A 21,338-nucleotide genomic window follows, 5' to 3' on the forward strand; every position below is an offset into this window, starting at 1 on the left:
CGCACCGCCCGCCGGACGGCACCCACCGCAGAGCCGCCGGGCCCGCCGGGCCGTGGCGGGTCCGCGTCCGACCGGCAGAGCCGAGGAGAGCCATGGCCGAGACCCACCCGCCCCGTACCGACGGCACCCCGACCGCCGAACTCGGCGTCATCGGCGGATCCGGGCTGTACGCGCTGCTCGACGACGTCACCGAAGTGCACGTCGAAACACCCTACGGACCGCCCAGCGACGCCCTGTTCATCGGCGAGGTGGCCGGCCGACGGGTCGCCTTCCTGCCCCGTCACGGCCGCGGCCACCGGCTGCCGCCGCACCGCATCAACTACCGGGCCAACCTGTGGGCGCTGCACTCGCTCGGGGTGCGCCAGGTCTTCGGCCCGTGCGCGGTCGGCGGCCTGCGCCCCGAGTACGGTCCCGGGACGCTGCTGGTGCCGGACCAGCTCGTGGACCGCACCTCCGGCCGGGTGCAGACCTACTACGACGGACGGAGCCTGCCCGACGGCACGATCCCGGAGGTGGTGCACATCCCGATGGCCGACCCCTACTGCCCCGACGGCCGCAACGCCGCACTGGCCGCCGCCCGCTCGCTCGCCTGGGAGCCCGTCGACGGCGGCACCCTGGTGGTGATCGAGGGACCGCGCTTCTCCACCCGCGCCGAATCCCGCTGGTTCACCGCCAACGGCTGGTCCGTGGTCGGCATGACCGGCCACCCCGAGGCCGTCCTCGCCCGTGAACTCGGCCTCTGCTACACCTCGTTGAACCTGGTCACGGACCTGGACGCCGGGGTCGGGACCGGCGAGGGCGTCACCCACGCCGAGGTGTTGGAGGTCTTCGCCCGCAACGTCGACCGCCTGCGCACCGTCCTGTTCAAGGCCCTCGAATCGCTGCCCACCACCCGCGACTGCCTCTGCTCGCACGCCCTGGACGGCGTCGAGACCGGCCTGCCCGGCGTCTGACGGTGCTCTGTGGCTGGAGTCCGGCGGCGGTCCGCGCCTGGCGTCCGGCGGCCTGGGTGTGTGGGGTCCGGCGGCCTGGGTATGGGGTCCGGCGGTCCGCGCCGTGCGAGCGCTGCTCCGACACACCGATCGGCCGGTGCCCACCGCGTTTCGGTGGGCATCGGCCGATCGTGGTCTCGGCGCGGGGCGGGGCTGCCCGCTATCGACCCCTCGCGCGCCGAGTGAAGTGCGCCACCGCCATCAGAGCCGCCAACGCGGTGCCCCAGGCCGCCACCACGGCGACCAGCAGCACCGGTACCCGCAGCGCCACCGCCAGTCCCAACAGCCCGAACGACAGAGCCAGACAGCATGCGATCACCACGACCACCGACCGTGGTCGCGCGACCAACGACCGTCGAAGCCGAGCCAGCCTCGCCGGTCGCATCGTGCGCAGCTCGCGCTCCAGCTCCAGATCGCTCCCCAGCTCGGCCTCGATCTGATGAAGGATCAGGAGCTCGCGCGGGGAGAGTGCCGGTCCGTCCATCAACCACCTCCGCGCCGCCAGGCAGGCGCGCCCGGCCTTCCCCGCCGGCGCGTCCCTACGTCCCAGGTAGCAACACATCTGCCCGCTGCACGCCGGTTCTAACATGCGAACGCCGTGCCGAACCGCCGTGCTGCGAACGGCGTTTCGTCCCCGGACGACCCAAATGACCCGCGTACCGCGCGCATCCCACGGGCCCCGGCCGCACCCCTCCGGACGGCCCCCGCACGGCCCCGCACGGCCCGTGCACGGCCGGTGCGACGGCGCGCGACGTGCACGCGAAGAACCGATTCGCCACCTGGCCCCGCCACTACGGTGGTGCGCGCCGGGCCGGACCCGCCGACTCCGGCCGTCCGATCGGAAAGGCCGTACCACCCCATGCACCTGCGTCACACGGCTGCCGCCGCCGTCGCCTCGCTCGCCCTGCTGTTCGCCACCCCGTGCCCCGCCGCCGCAGCCGCGGGCGAATTCCGATACACCTACTACGACGACTTCGGCAACCGGACCATTGGCAAGCTCGTCGACCCCGCCAGCCGGGTCTGCCACACCCTCCGCGAGGTCGCTAACCCTGACACCACCGAACCCGCCTTCGCCCCGCAGAACCTCACCGGCTCCACCGTCACCATGTTCACCGGCCCCGACTGCGAGGGCGAGTACTACTCGCTGCGCCCCGGCGGCCGCGCCTCCGACCGCCTCGAGCTGCGCTCCGCCGTCTTCTCCTGACCCGGCCGCCTCCGCGTCCAGCGCCGCGCGGCCTCTGCCTCGACCGGGGCTGCGCGCCGCGCATGCGAGCTTGCGCCGGCCGGAAACCGGTGGGTGGTGGGCGATGGGGTGTGACCTTGGGCACCGGGGGAGTTGAGCGGTTGTCAGGAGGCCTTGCGCGGTGCGGCCTTCTTCGCGGCGGCCTTCTTGGCGGGTGCACTCGTGCTGTTCTTCGCGGCCGACCCGGACCGGCTCGCCGTCGCCTTCCGGGACCGCTTCGAGGCAGCGCCGCCGCTCGACGCCGTGCCCTGGCCCGACTCCACCTCCTCGGCCTCTGCGCTTTTCCCGGCTGCACGGCCGTGCCCCACGCCCCGGCCGTGCTCGCCCTTGGCGGCCTTCACGCTGCTGCGCAGCACCGCCATCAGATCGATCACCTCGGCACCGCCGCCCTCGGCCTGCTCCTCCATGTGCGGTGCCTCCACGCCGGCCAGCTTCGCTTCGATCAACCCCTGGAGCGCCGCCTGGTACTCGTCGTGCAGCGCGGACAGGTCGAAGTCCTCCGACAGCGTGTCCATCAACGACCGCGCCATCTTCAGCTCCTGCGGACGGACCGTCACCTTCTCGTCCGGCGCCATCCCCTCCGCCGAGCGCACCTCGTCCGGCCACAGGCAGGTCTGCAGCACCAGGGTGTCCTCGTGCACCCGGAGCACCGCCAGCGACTCCCTGGTCCGCATGGTCACCTTGGTCACCGCGATCTGCCCCGACTCGCGCAGTGCGTCCCGCAGCAGCACATACGGCTTCGCCGGAGCCTTGTCGGCCGTGGCCACGTAGTAGGCCTTGGAGAACATCAGCGGATCGATCGACTCGGCCGGGACGAACGCCAGTACGTCCACCACCTTCTTGCTCGGCAGCGGCAACTCCGCCAGGTCCTCGTCGTCGAGCACCACCTGCCGACCGTCCGCGGACTCGTAGCCCTTGGCGATCTCGCTGTACGGAACCTCCTCTCCCTCCGCCTCGCAGAACCGCTTCAACCGGATGCGCGAACCGTCCTTCACATGCACCTGGTGCAAGGAAGGGCCGCTGTGCTCCTCCGTGGCGGCATACAGCTGGACCGGCACGCTGACCAGCCCGAACGTGATGACGCCTTTCCAGGTGACCTGTGGCATGGCATGGCCCTTTCGCGGGGATTTCCCACGGTATGCCCGAGCGACAGGTCACGGAAGTGGAGGGCCGCCGCCTGGTCCTCTCCCACCTCGACAAGGTCCTGTGGCCCGTCACCGGGTGGACCAAGGGCGAGGCCCTCTACTACTACGCGCAGATCGCCCCCGCGATGCTTCCGCACCTGCGCGGCCGCGCCGCCAGCTTCCTGCGCTTCCCGTCCGGCATCGGCGAAGAAGGCTTCTTCGCCAAGAACCCGCCACCCGGACTGCCCCACTGGGTGCGCACCGTGACCGCACCCAGCCACGAAGGGCCCAAGCAGCGTGTCGCCGTGGACGACCTGCCGACGCTGATGACCGTCGCCAACGGCTACGCCCTGGAACTGCACGTCCCGCAGTGGACCGCCGAGAGCGGACCCGACGCCCACGACCGCCTGGTCGTCGACCTCGACCCCGGACCCGGTGCCGATCTCACCCACTGCTGTCAGGTCGCCCTGCTGATCCGTGACGCCCTTGCCGCCGACGGCCTGGTCTGCCGGCCCAAGACCTCCGGCAGCAAGGGACTGCACCTGTACGCCGCACTGCGCCCAGCCCCCGCCCGGAAGGTCAGCGACTACGCACGCGCCCTCGCCGAACGCCTCGCCCGCGAGCACCCCGCCCTGGTGGTGTCCCGGATGACCAAGGCGCTGCGCCGGGGAAAGGTCTTCGTCGACTGGTCGCAGAACGCGACGGCTAAGACCACCGCCGCGCCCTACACCCTGCGCGCCACCAGCATCCCGGGGGTGTCGGCCCCGGTGAGTTGGACCGAGGTCGAGCAGTGCACCGACCCGGCCGAGCTGATCTTCAGCCCGCAGGAAGTGGTCGACCGATACGCCGAGCAGGGCGATCTGTTGGCCGAGCTGCTCAGCGACGACCAGACGCTGCCGGAGCCAGGCGACTGACCCCGAAGGTCGACGGAGCTGGGTGGTGGGCCGATCAGCATGCTTCGCCTGCCTTTCGTGGTTGGTCGAGCGGAATCGTGGGTCGGTCCGGAAGTCGCGGGTCGGTTCGGGAATCGCGGTCGGTTCGGGACGTTGGGGCGCGGGTGACCTGGCCGGCCGGCGCCGACCGGCCAGGGAGGGGCAGGGAAGGTTCGGGGGCAGGGCAGGGCAGGGCAGGGCAGGTGCAGGGTGGGGGGCAGTGCGGCGGTGATGAGGTGTCAGGACGTGGCGGCCTCCGTGGCGGGTTCGGCGATCAGGGCGGTGGCGATGCGACGGAAGCCGACGTTCTCGTAGATCCGAGCCACGGCACCGTCACTGGCGGACAGGAACACCGTGCGTATGCCGGTGGCCCGGGCGTGCTCCACCAGGTGTGCGGTGACCCGGCGTGCCAGGCCCTGCCGCCGCTGGGACGGGAGCGTCGCCACCGCGACGACCTCGCTGACCTCGCCCACCGGCTGGTGGCAGCCGGAGGCGATTGCCAGCCCGTCCGGCCCGGCCATCGCGGCGATGACGGTGCGGCCGGCCTCCATCCGCCCGATCATCCGCGTCACCTGGCCGTCGGCGATCGCCGTCCGGGTGGCTTCGGCGAGCTGCTCCGGGCCGGCTTCGCCGACCTCGGTGCCCGGCTCGGCGAAGGCGAGGTGCGGAACGGCGACGGCACTCGGCAGCAGGGGGTCGTCGGTCGTCAGCACCCGGATCTCCGGTCCGTCCTCCGCAGCCGGGGCGGCAGTCGAGGGGCCGTCGAGCTCCAGGACCAGCAGCGGATGCTCGTGCACCTCCAGGCCGGAGGCCTCGACGGCGGCGCGCAGACCCGGCGAAGTCTCGTGCACCCACTCGAAGCTCTCCGGTGCGCCCAGCTCACGCTGGCGCGCCCGGACCCGGTCAACATCGGCCACGGTGAACGGCCCGTCGCCGCCCAGCGTCGGGCGTCCGTAGTAGTGCCAGCCCGGCCCCGTGCGGACGAACAGAGTGAAGGGGCCGTGTTCCTCGGCGGCCGCGGAGAACCGGGGAACGGCGTCGTAGAACTCTTCGAGCCGGGCCAGGACGGCCGACGGCCCGCCCACCTCAGCCCCCGGGGTGGAGGTGGGGTCGGTGTCGTGCAGGGAGTTGCGCATCGTGCCGTCCAAGGTGTGGTGCGTCCTCTCGTGGAGGTTGATCACGCGGAATCAAAGCAGGGCGGTAGGACGCGTGCACCTCTTTTTTCGAACCGCACACACCGATCGTTCGACTTGACCGGCTCGTGACGGAGTGGAGTGCCGAATCGGTTCTGCGCTGCGGTGGTTGCCCTGCAGGGGTGCGGGACGGGGGTGTCTTCACCTCCCACGGGTGGCGGAGGACGGGCCCGGAAATCCGAACGGGACGTCGATGTTCACCCGCGGGAGGGGAGACGAGCGGTGCAGTGTTGACGTTCCGTCAGGCCTTCCGTACCTCGGCGAGATGGGCGATCAACAGCTCGGCGACCTCGGCCGGGCGCTCCAGGGCGGGCAGATGGCCGGCCCAGGGGAGTTCGCGGTACTCACCGGCAGGCAGTACGGCCGCCGTGTCGACGGCGATCCGGCGAAAGTCGTCCACGTCGTGCCGGCCGCCGAAGACCAGCGCGGGGGCGACGGCATTGCGCAGGTCCACCTCGATCTCGGTCGGGTGGATCTCCTCCGCGACTGCGAGCTGTACCTCGTACGCGTTGTGCTGCATCAGCCGGACCTTGGCCTTGGCGGCCTCGTCCGCGTCGGGCCCGAGCCAGGTGTCCACCATCAGCTCGACCGCCTCGTCCAGTCGCCCGGATTCGACCAGGGCGACCTCCCGATCGCCCAGCTCCACCAGCTCGGCGCTCGGCTCGTGAGTGGCACTGCCCGGGCAGAGCAGCGTCAGCGAGTGCACCCGCTCCGGGCGCAGGGCCGCGAACTGCGCGGCCATGTTGCCGCCGAAGGAAGCGCCGATGAGCGAGACCCGGTCGATGCCGAGTTCGTCGAGCAGTTCCTCGATGTCGGTCAGATTGCTGTACGGCGCCTCCGCGCAGGGGGTCTCCCCGAAACCGCGGAAGTCGCACCGCACGACTCGGTACCCGGCTTCGCGCAGCGCGTCCCACTGGCCGTCCCACATCCGCCGGTCGCAGACGGAGGAGTGCAGCAGGAGCACCGCGGGGCCGGTGCCGGCCACCTCGTGAGTGATCGTCATCGCGCCAACCTAGAACAGCGGCACCCCATCCGACCAGGAAATTTGCTGCCGGCAGAGAGGGTGGGGGAGGGTCGGGCCGCGGTGTCCGAAGCGACCGGCATGATGGGAGGGTGCCCGAAGGAGACAGCATCTACCTGGTCGCCACCCAGCTCAACCACGCCCTCGCCGGCGCAGTGTTGACGGTGGCGGACCTGCGCGTTCCCGCCCATGCCACGGCCGACCTCACCGGCCGCCGAGTGCTCGAGACGGTGCCGCGCGGCAAACACCTGCTGACCAGGTTCGAGGGCGGTGTGACGCTCTACACCCATCTGCGGATGGACGGTCGCTGGCAGGTGTTCCGGCCCGGCGAGCGCTGGCGCAGCGGGCCCGCGTTCCAGATCCGGGCGATCCTCGGCACCGAGCAGGGCACCGCCGTCGGTTACCGACTGCCCGTGGTCCAGCTGCTTCGCACCGCCGAGGAGGCCCGGGTGGTCGGCCACCTCGGCCCCGACCTGCTCGGCCCCGACTGGGACGCCGCCGAGGTCCGTCGCCGCCTGCTGGCCGCCCCGCAACGCCCGGTCGGCGCGGCCCTGCTGGACCAGCGGAACCTGGCCGGCATCGGCAACGTGTACGCGAACGAGCTGTGCTTTCTGGCCGGAGTCACCCCGTGGCTTCCGGTCGCCGAACTGCCCGACCTGGACCGCCTGCTGCACCGGGCGCACCAGCTGCTGGACGCCAACAAGCTGCGGCACGGCCACATCACCACCGGCGACACCCGGCCCGGCTGCCAGAACTGGGTGTACGGCCGGGCCCGCCGCAACTGCGTGCGCTGCGGCACGCCGATCCGCACCGGCACCCACGCGCAGGACCGGACCGCGTACTGGTGCCCGCGCTGCCAGCGGGGACCGGCGCCGACCGGCTGACGGCACCGGAGGCTTCGGTGGCTTCGGCGCTGCGGGGACGAGCTGCCGGGGCGCGTCAGTCCTGTTCGACCAGCGCCGGGTGGCGGGGATCGTCGACCCGGACGGTGAGGTCGGCGAGTGCGGCCGGGTCGGTCTCGGCGCGGTACCGCTCGTGGGCCGGCAGTGTCCAGTGCCGGTCGGCGGGAGTGCGGCGGGCGAGCGCGGCAGGGGACTGGGTGAGGTGCACCGTGAACTCGAGCGGCAGCCAGCGGCCCAGCAGGAACGGGCCGTCCAGCAGCAGCACACCGCGCAGCGGCAGCTCCACGTAGCGGGCTCGGGTGGAGCGGTCGGTGGCCGGATCCCAGAAGGTCGGCAGAATCCGGCCGTCCGCGCCCGGCTCCAGCGGGTCGAGGACCTCGCGCAGCAGCGCGCCCTCGTCCAGCCACAGGTCGTGAAAGGCGTCCGGGTCCTGCTTGCCGTATTCGAAACGGACCGAGGCCGGACGCAGGAAATCCCCCACCGACACTCGCTGCACCGGCCGCCCGAGCAGCCGAAGTGGCGCCACCAGCGCGTCCGCCAGCTCACCCGGGCGGGCGGCGTCCGCGCCGTCGATCGCCACCCGCAGGCGGCGGTCCGGCGCGCCGGGCAACTGGTGGATCCGCTCCGCGAGCAGGTCGACCAGGCGCTCCGGAGAGATCGGGGTCACCCGCACCGGGCGATCACTTCCTTCCGTCAACCGGACTATATTTTCCGACACCTGATCGTCGCTCATCCCAGGGGGACCTCGTCGTGCATTCGCCGACCCTCGCCGAAGTGGACGCCTTTGCTGCCCGCGCGCACATCGGACAGTACGACCGGATCGGCGTCCCCTACATCGAACACGTCCGCGCGGTGGCGGCCGGCGTGGCCGCGTTCGGCACCGGCCTGCAGATGGCCGGCCTGCTGCACGACGTGCTGGAGGACACCCCGACCGGCCCCGAGGACCTGCGCGCCGCCGGAATCCCCGCAGCCGTGGTCGCCACCGTCCGCCGGGTCACCCGGCCACCCGGGACGGACTACCGGGCGATGCTGCTCGACATCGTCACCGACCACGCAGCCACCCTCGTCAAGATCGCCGACAACGCCCACAACTCCCGCGCCGACCGGGCCGCCCACCTGCCCGAGGCGGACCGCGCCCGGCTCGACGGACGCTACCGGGACGCCCGCGCCGTCCTGTGGCCTGCCGTGGCCGAAGCCGACCTGCGGACCGTCCTCGCCGCCGTCAACCCCGCGTTGCTGATCGAACTCGACTGAAACGTTCGTCGGGAGCAGGCTGGAAGGAGCAGTGGGGGCCCGACAGCGAGGAGCCGAGAATGTCCGAGATGAACGACAGGCTCAACGACAAGGCACAGCGCGACGAGGACGACGTCCGCGCCGCCGACCCCGAGGAAGGCATCACCTCCTACCAGAACATGCACGCCTGGGAGGAGTCGCAGGCGGAGGGCGACCGGCTCGCCGAGCCGCCCCAGCAGGAGGAGCAGCGGTGAGCGGCCGCGCCGCGGTCTCCGAACCGCACACCACTGAATGGTCCGTACGCCTGCGGCTGGTCGAGGTCGGCGACCTCACCCAGGCACACGCCATCCTCGACACCGGAGTCAACTTGATCGAGGTCGATGCCGAGGCCCATCGCAGTGCCCAGGACCCCGCAGACCCCGCCATCGGCGACGAACTCGCCGTCGGCCGCGCCCTTGCCGCCCTCGGGCAGCAACTGATCCACCGCGGCTCGACCGCCGCCGAAGCCGTCGAATCCGCCCGCCGTCGCGACACGCCGTAACTGCGGAGAGTCGGCGCGTTGTTCCGTTCGTGCCGTGTTGTGGCGTGACTTGGTGGCGAGTCGCTCAGCGGCCGGTGCCTGCGGTTGTCGGATCGGCGAAGCGTGTGCGGGGATCCTGTCGGATCGCGCGGGCAGGCCGAAACCCGGGTCGCGGTCGGTTGCACCGTTCGCGGCCCGGGTCCGGGGGAGTCACGCCTGCGGAGCGGCCGCGCCACCGCCCGCCTTCACTGCCTCCACCATGTGCTGATGCACCTCGCGTGCCGCTGCCTCGTCCGCCGCGGCCACCGGGCTGCCCTCCACGGTGAACCAGTCGAGTGCCCCGCTGTACTGCACCGTCAGCCGCGCCTCGCCCTCGATCCACATGGTGTGCACGGTCAGATCCCCGGTGATGACGCCGATCTCCACGGTCTTCACGCCACCGTGGCCGGACAGAATGCCCTGCGTGGTCCAGGTTGCCCAGGTATTCACAAACCCGCTCCCATCCGCCGCCCTATGGGCCGCTCGGTCCCGACCCCACAGGTACCCAACCCGTGGCGACCGTCTTCCACTCTCACCCGGAAGGCCGAAAACCGCCCCCCGAGCGGCCGCTCAAGGCCGGGAACGGTACCGACGACGTGCCGGGAGAGCGAGGGACGGCACGACTTGCGCGAGGTCGGTTGGCCAGACCCGCCGCGACTTGATGCCAACTCTGTCGAGCCCGCACATGCGTCCTTGGCCGTGATCCCGCCGCTGCCCCCTCGAGGACCGGCGATGCTACGGCTTCCAGTGGGCGCATCGACCTCAGAATCGACGCTTCCGACCTCACTGTTCAGCACAACCGCGCTGCGCCCGACGCGCTCGCCGTGCTGCGGACCGTCGCCGGGACGAAGCCGGTCTGCGGTCTGGTCCGGTGCGACCCATCCGCCGACGGCGGCGCAGCTGGGCGGACCGCGGCTGCAGCCGTTCGGACCCACACCGGTGCTCGGGCATGAGCCGCAGCGGGCTCCTGGCGAGTGGCCTGCTTGCGCCGGCCCGAAGGTCGCTCGCCCGCCATGGCGCGGAGCCGCCTGTTCAGGTGATGCGGATGCGACAGGCGCTGGCACTGCGACCCGAGTGAGTGCGGCGCGGGTTCGATCCGGGCGGGATACGCCGACGCGTGCTGCCATGGTGGGATTTCGGCCAATTGTGGCGGTTTCCAGGCAGGTTGGTGATCCGTAAGGTGTCGTAACGATTGATGACATGCGCCTATCAATTCTGAGAGTTTGCTGGCAATCTGCCCCTCGGCCAGGGCCCCCACAGACCCTGGCAACCGAGAGGAGCACCGATGAGCGACAGACTCCGCGTCCTCGCCACCCGCGCCGCCGCGCTACTGAGCACCACCGTGCTTGTCGCCGCCGGCACCGCGACCCTGGCCGCCCCCACCGCGCAGGCCACCCAGGGCAACAGTGGCGCAGCGGCTGCGAGTTGCACGGCGACCCAGGTCGTGGCGAACGGCGGATTCGAGTCCGGCACCACGCCGTGGACCACGTCGAGCGGCGTGATCACCAGCGGCGGCGGACAGAGCGCCCACGGCGGAACGTCCTTCGCCTGGCTGGACGGCTACGGATCGGCCCACACCGATTCGTTGACGCAGAGCGTCACGCTGCCGGCGGGTTGCACCAGTGCCAGCCTCAGCTTCTGGCTGCACGTGGACACGGCCGAGACCACCAAGACCACGGCGTACGACAAGCTCACCGCCAAGATCGGCACCACCACCCTCGCCACCTACTCCAACCTGGATGCGGCGGCGGGCTACGTGAAGAAGACGTTCGACGTGTCGGCCTACGCCGGACAGACCGTCAGCATCTCGTTCAACGGCGTCGAGGACTCCGGGCTGCAGACCAGCTTCGTGCTGGACGACGTCGCGCTGGACGTCTCCGGTGGTGGCACCACCCCGCCGCCGACCACCGACGCGACCCGCACCCCCGCGCCCACCGGGTACACCGTCAACCTGACCAGTGACGCCAGCGGCGCCAACTGGTCCGGTCACCAGACCATCGGCTTCACCAACCCCTCGGCAATTCCGCTGACCGAGGTGTACCTGCGGCTGTGGGACAACTACCACGGCAGCTGCCCCACGACGCCGATCACCGTCAGCAACCTGACCGGTGGCACCACCGCACCGCTCACCGTCGGCTGCACCGCGCTCAAGGTCACCCTGCCCGCACCGCTCGCCCAGGGCGCAAGCGGCAGCGTCGGCTTCGACCTGTCCATCGCCGTCCCCTCCGGCGCGGACCGGTTCGGACGCGACGGTGCGTTCGCCTTCATCGGCAATGCACTTCCCGTGCTCGCCGTCCGCGACGCGGCCGGCTGGCACCTCGACCCGTACACCAACAACGGTGAGTCCTTCTACACACTGGCCTCCGACTACACGGTCACCCTCGACCACCCGAGCAGCCTGCTCGTCCCCGCGACCGGCACCTCCGTGGACACCCCTGGCAGCAGCGGACGAACCGTCACCACCGCCACCGCCAAGAACGTCCGCGAATTCGCTTGGGCGGCCGGGCCGTTCAGCAAGATTTCCGGAACCTCGTCGACCGGAGTCGCCGTCAACGTGTACTCCGTCAGCGGCATCAGCTCGAGCAGCGCGCAGTCCATGCTGACCACTGCCAAGTCCGCCGTCGACTCGCACGCCGCCCGCTTCGGCGCCTACCCCTACGGCGAACTCGACGCGGTGATCGACAACAACTTCTGGTTCGGCGGCATGGAGTACCCCGGCTTCGTGCTCGACCTGGTCTCCACCACTGCCCTCACCCACGAGATCGGCCACCAGTGGTGGTACGGCATCGTCGGCGATGACGAGTACAACAGCCCCTGGCTGGATGAGGCCTTCACCGATTACGCCACCGACCTCGCGCTCGGCAGCACCGGCACCAACTGCTGGAGCAGCGTCTCCTGGGCGTCCTCCGCCGAGAAGATCACCAACTCGATGGCCTACTGGGACGCCAACTCCTCCCGGTACTCGACGGTCATCTACAACTACGGCAAGTGCGCGCTGCACGATCTGCGTCGCACCATCGGTGATGCCGCGATGACCACGCTGCTGCACGACTACGCGGCCGCGCACTGGTACGGGGTGTCCACCACCGCCGAGTTCAAGGCCGCCGCCCAGGCCGCGACGACCGTGGACCTGACCTCGTTCTGGACCCAGCACCGCATCGAAGGCTGATCACCCACCGCCGGCCCCGTCCGCCCGATCCGGATTCCCGGGCGGACGGGGCCGGCGTGCCTTGTTGAGCCGGGCTGGAGCAACCCGCCGCCGACGCCAGTGCCGTCGCGGGGTGCCGACTGTCAGCGCCGCAGGTATCGGAGCATGGTGACACCGCTTTCGAAGGTGTGGGTTTCGGCGAGGACCACGTCGGTTCGGGTGTCGGACGGTGGGAACAGTGGTCGGCCGTGTCCCAGGATCACCGGGTGGACGTACAGGCTGTATTCGTCGATCAGGTCGAGCCGTCGCATCTCGGTGGCGAGGACGGCCCCGCCGACCGCGAGGTCGGTCGCGGAGGCGGCTTTGAGGGCGTTGATCGCATGCGGGTCGACGGTGCGGACGATCGTGGTGTTCCAGTCGGCGTGGGTGAGTGTGCGCGAGAAAACGGTCTTCGGCATGTCACGCCAGATACGCGAGAACTCGACCATGGGTGGGGTGGCGGCCGGATCCCGGTCGGCGGTCGGCCAGTAGTCTGCCATCAACTGGTAGGTGACACGGCCGTCGAGGAAGCCGCTCATCGCTTCCAGCCTGTGGTTGAAGTGCTCGTGCAGCTGGTCGTCGACCAACTGCCAGCCGAGATCGCCGTCAGGGCCCTCGAAGTAGCCGTCGAGCGACACGGACATCATCAGGACGAGCTGGGACATCAGTACCTCCCGGGACATATGCCGATCAACGTGGTGTTCGCCAACGTACCCGGGCGATTGGGCATCGTAACTGGCACTGACACTCCCGATCGTGAAATCTCCGACCGGTGGATACCGGGATCAACCGATCGGTTGACTTGCCGTCAACTAATCGGCGCGGAAGGGGTATCCGATCGTCTCGAGGGAGTCCTCCGGCAGCCGGGAACACTCCAGGCAGCACGGAGCAGAAGGTGCGAAGGCGGCACCGGAGTTGGAAGGGAAAGCAACATGCGTGAACTTCAGAGCATGCTGGAGCGCCGGGTCGCGGACGGCACGGTGCCGGGTGCGGTCGCACTGGTGGCCAGGGGCGGCCAGGTCGAGGTAGCGGCGGCGGGCGACTTGACCCGGGAATCCCTGGTGCGGATCGCGTCGATCGGTAAACCGATGATGGCGGCCGCGATACTGCAACTCGTCGACGACGGCGCCTTCGGCCTGGACGACCCGGTGGAGCACTGGCTGCCGGAACTGGCGGATCGGCGGGTGGTGCGAACGCCGCAGTCACCGGTTACGGACACCGTGCCGGCGGAGCGGCAGATCACCGTGCGGGACCTGCTCGAGTCCCGGGCGGGGTACGGATTTCCGCCGGACTTCTCCCTGCCGGCGCTGGCGCCCTTGGTCGGTGAACTGCTCCAGGGGCCGCCCCAGCCCCAGAAAGTGATGTCACCGGACGAGTGGCTGGCGACCTTGGGTCGGGCCCCGATGCTTCATCAGCCCGGCGAGGCATGGCTGTACAACATCTGTTCGGACATTCAGGGTGTGCTGGTGTCGCGGGCTACTGGGCAGCCACTCGACGAGGCGCTGGCGGAACGATTGTTCGAACCGCTGGGGATGGTCGACACGGGCTTCTCCGCACCGTCGGGCGAGGCCGACCGGCTCAGCCCGCTGTACCGGCCGAACGCGGACGGGACGCTGACCGTGACGGACCCACCGGGCGGCCAGTGGAGCATCCTGCCGGCGTTCCCCTCCGGGGCCGGTGGCCTGGTGTCGAGCCTGGACGACGTGTTCGCGTTCCAGCGGATGCTGGTGTCCGGCGGTCGGGCCGAGGACGGGCGGCACGTGCTGTCCGAGGGGGCGGTCCGGCAGATGACCACGAACTACCTGACGGAGCAGCAGCGTGCGGACAGCGAACTGTTCCTGGAGGGCCAAGGGTGGGGTTTCGGCGGATCGGTGGATGTCGCGCGGCGCGATCCGTGGAACGTGCCCGGCCGCTACGGCTGGGTGGGCGGCACCGGGACGGCGGCCCACCTGGTTCCGACGACCGGCCTGGTGACGATCCTGCTCACCCAGCGGGAGATGACCGGGCCCACCCCGCCGCCGCTCATGCGGGAGTTCTGGCGTTACTCGGCAGGCGTATGAGCTTCCACGATGGTGGAAGCGCCGGCCCGGTGGTAGCTGGATCCGTCGCGGGTGCGGGCCAGCAACTGAGCCTCGATCAAGTAGCGGCGAAGCATGGAGGTGTCGGCGTGGACAGCGAGTAGCGCGTCATTGACCTCGCGTTCGCTGTACGAGCGGTCGGGCTCGAACAGCGAACGCGCGAGGTGGTCGAGCAGGGCGGTGCGACGGGCCGGCTTGCGCGGGATCGACGTCAGACGGCCATCGGTGAAGAAGGCGGCAAGTGCAGCCGGCGTTTCATGGGCGGACATGGCACGAGCCTTGCAGGGCGGCTGCTGGGCGGACAACCGGATTTCAATGCGAGACGTCGGCGACTGGCCGACGTCGCTCACAGAGGAGACACACATGCGCACGACGAACGGATGGCGGGCCGCCCTACGAGCGCTGGTGCTGCGGCGTCGGCCGGTCGCAGGATCAGGCCAGGCCGAACCACCCGAGGACGGTCTGGACCAGCAGGACGGTGGACATCAGTGCCACTCCGACCACCACCGTGGTCGCGGCGATCCGGTACCGACGGCTGTTCGCGGCGTCGCCGAGCAGCGAGCGGCGGTTGGTGAGCACCAGCAGGTACACCAGCACGATCGGGCTGATCAGCCCCTGGAGCACCTGAGTGCCGATCAGCAGCTGGATGACGTCCACCGGCGTCAGCGCCACGATCGCGCCGAGCGCGATCTGCGCGGTGAACACACCGAGGAACAACGGTGCGTCGCGGAACCGTCGGGAGACCGAGCGTTCCACCCCGGCGGCCTCGCCGATCGCGTAGCTGGCGGACAGCGGCACCACGGCGCCGGCCAGAGCGGAGGCGCCCAACAAGCCGAAGGCGAACAGCAGTTCCGCACCCGGCCCAGCCACCGGCTCCAGAGCCCGGGCGGCCTCGGCGGCGGACTGCAGCGGACCGGTCCCGCCGATAGCAGACGCCGTGGCCACGATGATGGTCAGACTGATGACGCAGGCGAACACCGCTCCCAAGACGGCATCCGCCCTGATCAGCTTGTACTCCTCGGGCTTCGCTCCCCGGTCCACCACCCCGGCCGCGGCATAGAACTGCATGTACGGGCTGACGGTCGTTCCGATCAGGGCCACCGCAAGGAGGATGAAGTCGCTGGAGGGCTGAAAGTGCGGAACCGCCAGGTGTTCGGCGACCTGGCCCCAGTGGGGGTGGCCGAGGACCATCGCGACCGGGTAGGCGAAGAACGCGAGCGACATCACCAGGAAGATCCGTTCGGCCCACCGGTACGAGCCGAACAGCACCAGCGCCCACAGCAGTACGGCAGCCGGCGGGACGACCGCCCACTTGGGTACACCGAGCAGCTCGAATGCCGCGCCGATTCCGGCGAACTCACTGACCACCAGGCCGGTGTTCGCCAGCAACAGGCAGCCGACCGCCAGAGCGGTCAGCCGGAGGCTGAACTGTTCGCGGATCAGCGCTCCGAGACCCTTGCCCGTGTAGGCCCCGAGCCGGACGGCCATCTCCTGGACCATCACCAGGGCGATGGTGACGAGCACCATGAAGAACAGCGTGCCGTAGGTGAATTGGGACCCGGCCGAGGCATAGGTGGCGATACCCGCAGCATCGTTGCCCGCGTTGGCGGCGACCAGGCCGGGCCCGGCGACCATGGCCAGGGCAGTGAGGCGGCGCAGCCGGCGTCGGCGGGCGGGGGCCGGCGGGACGGTCGGTCCGGCGGGCACGGTGGTGACGCCGGGTCCGGTCGCCGCACTGACGGCCGCCGACGAGGCGGACTGCTGAGCGGTGCAGTCGGTGGCGGTGGAGGCGGCGGAGCCGGCGGCAACAGGGTCGAGGTGGGCGTTCACTGGCGGAACCTCCGGAAGTGCAGGGGCCCGCGTTCGGGCAGCAGGGCGTCAAGGATGTCGTCGGCGAGAATGCGGCCCAGCGGCCGCTCGTCCTCGCCGACCACCAGGAGGGAGGACTTCCGAGCGGCCATCAGCCGGTCGGCGGCCTCGGCGAGTCGGGTGTCCGGGGCAACAGTGACCGGTGCACCGAACTGGGCCAGCCAGTCCACAAGGTCGACGATCCGGGTGGAGTCCTCGGCCACCGCCAGCTCGAACAGCGGTACGTCGGCAATCAGCCGTCCGTCCGCGTCGAGCACCACGACGGCGTCGATCTCTGCGCGGTGTTCGGCCTGGGCTGCCAGCTCGGCCCGGACCTCGGAGACGGTCTGCTCCAGCCGGACGGTGACCAGACGGGTCGTCATGGCACCACCGGCAGTGCCCTCCCGGTGGGAGAGCAGACCGCGGAGCTCGGCGGCCTCCTCGCGGGGCATCTGCGCCAGCAGGGTCTCCCGCTCGCGGGGCGCCAGGTCGCGCAGCGCATCGGCGGCTTCGTCGGGTTCCATCGCGTCGACCAGTTGGGCGGCATGCTCCGGGCGGGCCTCGCGCAGGAGGTTCTCCAGCTCGGCGGGCACCATCTCCTCCAGGGCGTCCGCGGCGCGCTCCGGCTCCAACCACCCCAGGAGCTGCTGGCGTTCGCTGCGGCCGAGGTCCTCCAGGATGTCGGCCAGATCGGCCGGGCGGAGCCGGTGCAGGGCGGACCGCGACGCACGCAGCCGCACCTCCGCCGGACCGTCGGTGGCCTGCTCGCCGAACGGAGCGACGGACTGCCAGTCGAGGACCCGGTCCGGTGTCGGCCGGGCCTGCCAGCGGCGCGGGCCGAGCCGGCGCAGCAGCGTCGGGAGCGAGACGTCCACCCCGACGAGGACCACCCGGCCCACCAACGGCGCCAGGTACAGGTCGGCGGCCCGGGTCACCTGGACGCCGTCCACATCGACGAGTTGATGGTCCAGCACATCACGGGCCAACAGCACCTCGCCGGGGCGGCGCTGAAAGTCCCGCAGGTCGACCCGGGAGGCACGCAACCGGACCTGCCCGGCTGCGAGGCGTCCGATCGCGTCCGCCGGCAGGAAGGCCCGGCGACGTCCGATCCGCAGGATCAGGCCGGTCATCGGCGGATACGGCTCCGGGCCGTACAACCGGGCGACCACGTCGGCGAGCCGTCCGACTTCGCCGCCGGCTTGGTTGGTGACGGGTGCCCCGATCAGCCCGGCCAACGATACGAGGGAGGAACGCACCGCACGGCCGGCGGTGGCGCGGTGGTTCAGGTCGGTTCGACGATCGCGAAACCTGGAGGTGGTTGAACTGAAGAGTGTGTTGGTGGCCATGGTGAACACCCCTCTGCCCCGGCGAGGCGGGGCCGACGGGCGGCTCGGGGCAGTTCCTCGCGAGCTCCGATCAACTTCCGTGAACGGCCTGCCCACCGGCGCGGACCGATCCCACCGGACCAGCCCTGAGGATCAACCCGGTCGAGACCGGTCCGGCCGCAGACCGGCCGGACCGGGACGGCCAGGCCCGGGCCCGGTCGGGGCGGTCCGGTCGAGGGCGCGGTCATGGGCTCGGCCGACGGCAACGGGCTGCCGGTCGCGGGCCCACGGCAGGCAGCGGGAAGCCGTGGTGGAAGACCATGGCGTGGCCGGCATCGGGCGTGCCAGGACCGCAGACCGGTGCAGCCGCGGCCAGGGCATGTCGAAGGCCGGTAACGGCAGCGCCGACCGCAGGCCGTGCCGCCGGTGGAACGACGAGTCTGCCGCATGAAAGCGGAAGGCACGGCGGACAACCGGAGGCGTTCAGCCGCACAGCGTCACGGAATCAGAGAAGGGAGAACTGCCTCGAACCGCAGAACAACGGCGAGGACAAAACGGGAAGGGGCCGACTGTGCCCCGGACTACTGCAGTCCATCTCGCCTCCTCCCGTTCTTGGCCGACGAGTACCACTCGCGGCCGCGCGGCAGGCGACCGGGCGCTGAGGGCCCGGCACACCCCAACTCGTCAGAGCTTTGGCACTCCACGGCGTGTCCCCGACTCTGGGGAAGCCACTTGGGATCACCCCTTGGGCCGGGGAGACCTGTCCTGATCCGGAGCGTCTCTCGACGGGTGGGATCAGTGGCCTGTGTCCGTGAAGACGCCTCACCGAACGAGGTGTCTGTCCTTACCGGACCAGGATAGGGCCACCGATGCCCCAGTCACTGCACCCTTGACCAGGGTTTGACTCCGACCTGGTCGGACCTGGGGAAACGACCGGGGTGGGGCCCGCCGTCCGGACGGAGAACTCGGGGGCGTGGACGCGGGACGGAAGCAGGGATCGGGCGGGCGGGAGTTGAGGCTGAACCGCAACGCGCCGGGTGGGGCGGCCGGGAAAGGTGACCGGAGATGATGACCGACATGGGGGAGAGGGGAACGAAGTGAAGGAAGCGTCGGTGCGCAGCGGGTACGTCGACCTGCTGCGGGCGGTGGCGATCGTGTTGGTGGTGGTCGGGCATTGGCTGATCACCGCACTGGAACGGAGGTCCGACGGGTCGTTGGCGGCACCCGAGTTGATGGTTGCCGTGCCGTGGACCCAGTGGCTGACGCCGCTCTTCCAGATCATGCCGGTGTTCTTCCTGGCCGGGGGCTATGCGGCGGCCGGCTCCTGGAGTGCCTGCCGCACAGAGGGTGGCACCGCGGCCGGTTGGATCCGCGGGCGGGCCCTGAGGATGCTGCTGCCCACCGGTGCGTACCTGGTGCCGGCCCTGGGCGGGCTGCTGATCGCCGCGGCCCTCGGAACGGACCCGGCGCTGCTGGGGATGATCGGCTGGGCGCTGGCGATGCAGTTCTGGTTCCTGCCGGTCTACTTGACGATCAGTGCGCTGACACCGTGGCTGTACACGCTGTACCGGCGGTGGGGTCTTCGCCCGGTGGCGGTGACGGCCGTTGCGGCGGTTGCCGTGGACCTGGTGGTGCGCGGAGCGGACGCGGAGTGGGCAGGGCGGGTCGGCTGGCTCAACTACCTGCTGGTGTGGGCGGTCGCGTACCAACTCGGCTTCGACTGGAAGGACGGCGGGCCGGCAACTCGCCGGTGGTTCGGGGCCGTTCTGGCCCTGGGTGGTGCGGCAGGCTATGCGGCGCTGGTGGGGTTCGGGCCGTTCCCGGTCAGCCTCGTGCTGGTCACCGGCGAGGAGGTGTCCAACACCAACCCGCCCTCGCCGGCCATGTTGGCGTGGCTGGTCGCCCAGTGCGGGTTGTGCCTGCTGCTCGCTCCGTTCGCGGAGCAGGCGCTGCGGTCGGCGCGTCGCAGGCGATTCGTCGAGCCGCTCGGCAGGGTCAGTATGACGCTCTACCTGTGGCACATGGTGCCGGTCCTCGCCGCTGGTGCCGCGTTCTACCTGACCGACCTGGCGCCCGAGCCGGAGGTGGGATCGGCCGCCTGGTGGGCCTGGCGGCCCGCCTGGATCCTGGTGCTGGCCGCACTGTTCGGCTTCCTGCTGGCAGTGCTGCGGCCGGTCGACGCTCTGCTGATACGCACGGCCCGGTGGGCCCTGCCGGGGGCCGCGATCAACGGGGCGTGGCGGCCGCCCCTCCTGATGGCCGGCCTGGCCGCGACCGTCTGGTCGCTGGCTCACTGGGCGGTACAGGGCCTTGCCAGGGACGGATCGCCGGACTGGCAGGTGGTGCTGGCGTTCGTCATCGGGTCGGCGCTGGTCGGCGCCGCCGCCACCCGGTGGGCAGCGGCGGAGACGAGGGAGGCGACGGAGGTGGCGACACAGGCCGGAAGTTGACCGGACGTCAGGGACGGTCGGACAGGTCAGGGTCGGAGCGAGAGGCGGAACTCGATGGAGCGGTGCGTGGCACGGTAGCCGAGGGCCCGGTTCACGGCGAGCATGCCGGTGTTGTGATCGGCGGTGTCGGCGAGCAGGCCGGTGATCCCCGGCTGCTCGGTGCGGCACCAGCGGACGGCCTCGGCCTTCATCGCCAGGGCGAGGCCCCGCCGACGGTGGGCGGGCAGCACGCCGGTGCCGTAGTGCTGGGCGTCGCCCGAGCGGTCGGCCGGAAGGACGAGCTCGGTGAAGCCGACGATGCTGCCGGTCCCCTCCTCGACCGCGGCCACGGTGTGCAGGAGTTCACCGCGGTCGGCCACGGCCTTCGCGGCGGCGAGGACCCGGGCCTCGTCCCAGACGAGCCGACCGAAGTCGGTGTCGCCCATCGGCATGTCGTCCATGGCGGTGCGCGAAACGGTGAAGGTGGGCAGCCACTCGTCGGGGCAGCTGCCGAGCCACGAGATCAGCCGGTAGCCGGGGTGGATCGGGGCGTCATCGGCGGCCGGCGGGTCGGCAGGTGCGGTCAGGTCCAGTCGGACGTACTCGAGGACCAGGGCCCGTTCGAAACCCCGCGCCGTGAGGAACGCATCGCCCGGGGAGCCCTCGACGGCCTGGACGAGCAGTACCCGGCGGCCGTCCTCGACGGCTGCGGCGGTGGCGGCGGACAGCAGTGCCGAGGCGACGCCGCGCCGGCGTTCGGCGGGGTGGACGTTCAGCGTCAGCGAGGACAGGTGGGCCTGGTCGGAGGAGGTGAACAGTCCCAGGACGGCGGTTCCGAGCGGAGTGCCGTCGGGCGCGGATGCCAGCCAGGTGAGGCGGCGAGAGTGCGCCAGCAGGGCGGGGTCGGTGAGGAGGGTCAGACGGAACGTCACGGGTGGTGAACTCCAGTGGGATAGACGGCAGGGCAACTGATCGTGCACGCGGCACGGAAGCAGGCGGGCCGGACCGCCGCAAGCGATTTTCGATCTCCGTCGGATGCCGACCGGGCGAGGGACACCGATGTGGGGCGGCGGGTGCAGGGGGTGCGGAGGGCGTTCAGAGCGGGTTGAGAGGAGTGGTGCAAAGAACTGATGCAGCGTCAAAGTGCCGTGAAGAGTGATGATCTGACGATGAATCAGTTCGGATCGACACGCACGCAGCCACTGGTGCAGGCAGGTCCGGGGCGGGATCATCGTCGCCGTGGTGGTCGGCGTCACGGCAGCCGCACGAGGC

21 protein-coding genes and 1 riboswitch are annotated in these 21,338 nt (G+C 70.8%); of the genes, 10 read left to right on the top strand and 11 right to left on the bottom strand.

The genetic code is table 11. The features are described from left to right. Positions 1 to 92 precede the first annotated feature (92 nt). Positions 93 to 953, top strand: coding sequence for an S-methyl-5'-thioadenosine phosphorylase (locus AMK19_RS11520; protein ID WP_073810667.1), 861 nt, complete (start codon positions 93 to 95; stop codon positions 951 to 953). A 199-nt stretch (positions 954 to 1,152) separates the two neighbouring features. Here AMK19_RS11520 and AMK19_RS11525 read toward each other — a convergent pair whose 3' ends face one another. Next, complete coding sequence (locus AMK19_RS11525; protein ID WP_073810669.1) at positions 1,153 to 1,476, bottom strand: hypothetical protein; 324 nt, start codon at positions 1,474 to 1,476, stop codon at positions 1,153 to 1,155. Between the two features lie 375 nt (positions 1,477 to 1,851). Here AMK19_RS11525 and AMK19_RS11530 point away from each other — a divergent pair, with 375 nt between their 5' ends. Then, a complete protein-coding gene (locus AMK19_RS11530; protein ID WP_073810670.1) occupies positions 1,852 to 2,196 on the top strand; it encodes a hypothetical protein in 345 nt (114 codons plus the stop codon). A gap of 143 nt (positions 2,197 to 2,339) precedes the next feature. Here AMK19_RS11530 and ku read toward each other — a convergent pair whose 3' ends face one another. Continuing rightward, positions 2,340 to 3,341, bottom strand: coding sequence for a non-homologous end joining protein Ku (gene ku / locus AMK19_RS11535; protein WP_073810672.1), 1,002 nt, complete (start codon positions 3,339 to 3,341; stop codon positions 2,340 to 2,342). A 32-nt stretch (positions 3,342 to 3,373) separates the two neighbouring features. Between ku and ligD the strand changes: the two genes are divergently transcribed. Next, complete coding sequence (gene ligD / locus AMK19_RS11540; RefSeq protein ID WP_073810674.1) at positions 3,374 to 4,273, top strand: non-homologous end-joining DNA ligase; 900 nt, start codon at positions 3,374 to 3,376, stop codon at positions 4,271 to 4,273. A 257-nt stretch (positions 4,274 to 4,530) separates the two neighbouring features. Here ligD and AMK19_RS11545 read toward each other — a convergent pair whose 3' ends face one another. Continuing rightward, the gene (locus AMK19_RS11545; protein WP_241844344.1) at positions 4,531 to 5,439 is read right to left on the bottom strand and encodes a GNAT family N-acetyltransferase; all 909 of its coding nucleotides are present in this window, start codon (positions 5,437 to 5,439) and stop codon (positions 4,531 to 4,533) included. 286 nt (positions 5,440 to 5,725) lie between these two features. Further along, positions 5,726 to 6,487 (bottom strand): alpha/beta fold hydrolase, encoded by a 762-nt coding sequence (locus AMK19_RS11550; protein ID WP_073810675.1) that lies wholly within the window; start codon positions 6,485 to 6,487, stop codon positions 5,726 to 5,728. 110 nt (positions 6,488 to 6,597) lie between these two features. Between AMK19_RS11550 and AMK19_RS11555 the strand changes: the two genes are divergently transcribed. Beyond that, a complete protein-coding gene (locus tag AMK19_RS11555) occupies positions 6,598 to 7,389 on the top strand; it encodes a DNA-formamidopyrimidine glycosylase family protein (RefSeq protein ID WP_073810676.1) in 792 nt (263 codons plus the stop codon). A 55-nt stretch (positions 7,390 to 7,444) separates the two neighbouring features. On the opposite strand, the gene AMK19_RS11560 is transcribed toward AMK19_RS11555, so the two are convergent. Further along, complete coding sequence (locus AMK19_RS11560; RefSeq protein ID WP_073810677.1) at positions 7,445 to 8,080, bottom strand: uridine kinase; 636 nt, start codon at positions 8,078 to 8,080, stop codon at positions 7,445 to 7,447. Positions 8,081 to 8,157: 77 nt separating this feature from the next. Here AMK19_RS11560 and AMK19_RS11565 point away from each other — a divergent pair, with 77 nt between their 5' ends. The 3 genes from AMK19_RS11565 to AMK19_RS11570 are packed head-to-tail and all read left to right on the top strand — an operon-like array spanning position 8,158 to position 9,181. Next, the gene (locus AMK19_RS11565) at positions 8,158 to 8,661 is read left to right on the top strand and encodes an HD domain-containing protein (RefSeq protein ID WP_073810679.1); all 504 of its coding nucleotides are present in this window, start codon (positions 8,158 to 8,160) and stop codon (positions 8,659 to 8,661) included. Positions 8,662 to 8,720: 59 nt separating this feature from the next. Continuing rightward, entirely contained in the window at positions 8,721 to 8,894 is a 174-nt protein-coding gene (locus AMK19_RS35940; RefSeq protein ID WP_158071892.1) for a hypothetical protein, read from the top strand. Beyond that, positions 8,891 to 9,181 (top strand): dsRBD fold-containing protein, encoded by a 291-nt coding sequence (locus AMK19_RS11570; protein ID WP_073810680.1) that lies wholly within the window; start codon positions 8,891 to 8,893, stop codon positions 9,179 to 9,181. Before AMK19_RS35940 ends, AMK19_RS11570 begins: the two co-directional genes overlap by 4 nt. Before the next feature lie 189 nt (positions 9,182 to 9,370). Here the strand turns inward: AMK19_RS11570 and AMK19_RS11575 are convergent, their stop codons facing one another. After that, positions 9,371 to 9,649 (bottom strand): hypothetical protein, encoded by a 279-nt coding sequence (locus AMK19_RS11575; RefSeq protein ID WP_073810682.1) that lies wholly within the window; start codon positions 9,647 to 9,649, stop codon positions 9,371 to 9,373. Positions 9,650 to 10,484: 835 nt separating this feature from the next. On the opposite strand from AMK19_RS11575, the gene AMK19_RS11580 reads away from it, so the two are divergent. Beyond that, complete coding sequence (locus AMK19_RS11580) at positions 10,485 to 12,368, top strand: M1 family aminopeptidase (protein WP_073810684.1); 1,884 nt, start codon at positions 10,485 to 10,487, stop codon at positions 12,366 to 12,368. A 122-nt stretch (positions 12,369 to 12,490) separates the two neighbouring features. Here the strand turns inward: AMK19_RS11580 and AMK19_RS11585 are convergent, their stop codons facing one another. Further along, positions 12,491 to 13,051, bottom strand: coding sequence for a dihydrofolate reductase family protein (locus AMK19_RS11585; RefSeq protein WP_073810686.1), 561 nt, complete (start codon positions 13,049 to 13,051; stop codon positions 12,491 to 12,493). 285 nt (positions 13,052 to 13,336) lie between these two features. Here AMK19_RS11585 and AMK19_RS11590 point away from each other — a divergent pair, with 285 nt between their 5' ends. Continuing rightward, a complete protein-coding gene (locus AMK19_RS11590; protein WP_241844345.1) occupies positions 13,337 to 14,446 on the top strand; it encodes a serine hydrolase domain-containing protein in 1,110 nt (369 codons plus the stop codon). Here AMK19_RS11590 and AMK19_RS11595 read toward each other — a convergent pair. From AMK19_RS11595 to AMK19_RS11605, 3 genes are all read right to left on the bottom strand, one after another. Further along, on the bottom strand, positions 14,428 to 14,733 hold the full coding sequence (locus AMK19_RS11595; RefSeq protein WP_073810915.1) for a DUF2087 domain-containing protein: 306 nt from the start codon (positions 14,731 to 14,733) through the stop codon (positions 14,428 to 14,430). The two genes, AMK19_RS11590 and AMK19_RS11595, sit on opposite strands and share 19 nt — an antisense overlap. Positions 14,734 to 14,896: 163 nt before the next feature. Continuing rightward, the gene (locus AMK19_RS11600; RefSeq protein WP_274536966.1) at positions 14,897 to 16,294 is read right to left on the bottom strand and encodes an NRAMP family divalent metal transporter; all 1,398 of its coding nucleotides are present in this window, start codon (positions 16,292 to 16,294) and stop codon (positions 14,897 to 14,899) included. Continuing rightward, entirely contained in the window at positions 16,291 to 17,547 is a 1,257-nt protein-coding gene (locus AMK19_RS11605; protein WP_274536967.1) for a magnesium transporter MgtE N-terminal domain-containing protein, read from the bottom strand. Before AMK19_RS11605 ends, AMK19_RS11600 begins: the two co-directional genes overlap by 4 nt. Positions 17,548 to 18,305: 758 nt before the next feature. Next, positions 18,306 to 18,478: riboswitch (M-box (ykoK) riboswitch) on the bottom strand. A 256-nt stretch (positions 18,479 to 18,734) separates the two neighbouring features. On the opposite strand from AMK19_RS11605, the gene AMK19_RS11610 reads away from it, so the two are divergent. After that, positions 18,735 to 20,087: an acyltransferase family protein gene (locus AMK19_RS11610; protein WP_158071893.1), complete on the top strand. Its 1,353-nt coding sequence runs from the start codon at positions 18,735 to 18,737 to the stop codon at positions 20,085 to 20,087. A gap of 26 nt (positions 20,088 to 20,113) precedes the next feature. On the opposite strand, the gene AMK19_RS11615 is transcribed toward AMK19_RS11610, so the two are convergent. After that, positions 20,114 to 20,998 carry a GNAT family N-acetyltransferase gene (locus AMK19_RS11615; protein WP_073810692.1) on the bottom strand — a complete coding sequence of 295 codons (885 nt, stop codon included), beginning with the start codon at positions 20,996 to 20,998 and terminating at the stop codon, positions 20,114 to 20,116. Positions 20,999 to 21,338 lie beyond the last annotated feature (340 nt).

The sequence above is a fragment of the Kitasatospora sp. CB01950 genome, from assembly GCF_001905465.1.
In the GTDB taxonomy this organism is placed as follows: Bacteria; Actinomycetota; Actinomycetes; order Streptomycetales; family Streptomycetaceae; genus Kitasatospora.